The sequence below is a fragment of the Virgibacillus salexigens genome, assembly GCF_014905415.1.
GTDB lineage: Bacteria > Bacillota > Bacilli > Bacillales > Amphibacillaceae > Virgibacillus > Virgibacillus salexigens.
On sequence record NZ_BNEO01000223.1, the window covers coordinates 1 to 288 of the forward strand.

Sequence of the window (288 nt, forward strand, 5' to 3'; positions counted from 1 at the left end):
TCAGCAAAATCAGGAGCTTGAATATTGGATCCGACAAATCGATTATCATAATAGTCGACTTGGTTCTTTTTCTCAGCAGCCCAGGATTTATTATTAAATACACAAGCAATTACCGGGATATTCTGCTCAACGGCTGTGCTTACCTCATGCAAACTCATTCCCCATGCACCATCCCCAATAATAGCAACCACAGGTGAATCCGGTACTGCTAATTGCGCCCCTAATGGCGCTGGATAAGCGAAGCCCGTATTACCAAATGTCAATGCAGCAATATGACGTCTGGTCTGG

1 protein-coding gene is annotated in these 288 nt (G+C 44.4%); it reads right to left on the reverse strand.

Annotated elements, in window-relative coordinates; all coding sequences use genetic code 11:
* Positions 1–288: thiamine pyrophosphate-dependent enzyme (locus tag JKP73_RS22945; protein WP_234447189.1), on the reverse strand; the 288-nt coding region annotated here is incomplete at both ends.